Source organism: Mitsuaria sp. TWR114 (genome assembly GCF_007997345.1).
Genome location: NZ_VOSR01000642.1, coordinates 1 through 1,310 on the forward strand (window position 1 = coordinate 1; position 1,310 = coordinate 1,310).

Here is a 1,310-nt window from a genome sequence, read left to right on the forward strand (position 1 = left end):
GGGCACGCTCACGCTGCGCGTGTGCGCCGGCACGGCACCGGTCCATCCGGCGGCCACGCCTTCGTCCTTCGGATCGGTGCGGAACTGCCAGCCGTCGTTGACGTCGATGCGCGTGGCGGCTTCGGCCAGCGCCGGCATGACGGCCAGCGGCAGCGCGAGACTCGCCAGCACGGCCAACCGGGACAGTCGAGCCGTCATCGCGCGCAGGAGGGGGTGGCGTCGCATGACGGTCTCAGCGGCGGCGCGGGGGCGCGGCGGAGCCCCCGCACCACGAGCTCGGGCGTGAACTGCTCGGCGCCCAGGTCCAGCGGCCGGCCCGACTGGGCGTGGCGCACGCGCTCGATCAGCCGCAGCGCGGCGCGGCGGCCGATCTCGACCGTGTCCTGCCGCGCGGTCGTCAGCGGCGGCCAGGTGAGCTGCGAGAACGGGCTGTCCTCGAAGCCGGCGATGGCCAGGTCGCTCGGCACATCGAAGCCGACCGAGCGGGCCGCCGCCAGCACGCCGGCCGCGATCTCGTCGTTGCTGCCGAACACGGCCGTCGGCGGCGCGCTCATCGCCAGCAGCTTGCGAGCGCGGCGGAAGCCGGAGTTGAAGTTGAACTCGCCCTCCAGCACCAGCTGTGGATCGACCTCCACGCCGTAGTCGCGCATCGCGTCCATGTAGCCGGCATAGCGCTGGACGCTGGACTCGTAGTAGCCCTCGCCCCAGAGGAAGCTGATGCGGCTGTGGCCCAGCTGGATGAGGTGCTCGGTGACGGCATGGGCGGCGCGGCGGTCGTCCACGCGCACGCAGTCCTGCATGTCGCGCGGGTCGTCGCCGGCCGAAACGATGCGGATCACCGCCACGCCGTGCGCCGCCAGCGCCTGGACCAGATCGCGCTGCTCCGACATCGGCGGCGCCAGCACCAGGCCCGCCAGGCGCGAGCGCCGCACCAGGGCCAGCAGTTCCTCGATGGAGCCGTGGGCCGGCGTGCTGCAGGGATGGATCTGCAGGCCGTAGCCCTGCTCGCGGCAGGCCGACAGCACGCCGTTCTGCAGGCTGACCAGGTAATGCGCGTTCGGGTTGCTGTAGACCAGGCCCAGGGCGAAGGAATGCGTGCCGCGCAGGCTGCGCGCCAGCGGATCGGACTGGTAGTTCAGCGCGGCGATGGCCTGGCGCACGCGCTCGCGCATCTCCGGACGCACGGCCGCGTCCTCGTTGATCACGCGGGACACGGTCTTGAGCGACACGCCCGCGGCCTCGGCCACATCGCGGATCGAGGCACGCGCGGGCGCGACAGCCCGGGGCTCGCCGCCGGCGTCGATGGGCGC

2 protein-coding genes are annotated in these 1,310 nt (G+C 73.2%); both read right to left on the reverse strand.

Features of this window, described 5'->3' with window-relative positions:
• Positions 1-198: hypothetical protein (locus tag FUT87_RS21420; protein ID WP_186830679.1), on the reverse strand; the 198-nt coding region annotated here is incomplete at its 3' end.
• The coding region (locus tag FUT87_RS21425; protein WP_222617235.1) for a LacI family DNA-binding transcriptional regulator at positions 195-1,310 on the reverse strand (1,116 nt) is incomplete at its 5' end. The genes FUT87_RS21425 and FUT87_RS21420, both read right to left, overlap by 4 nt.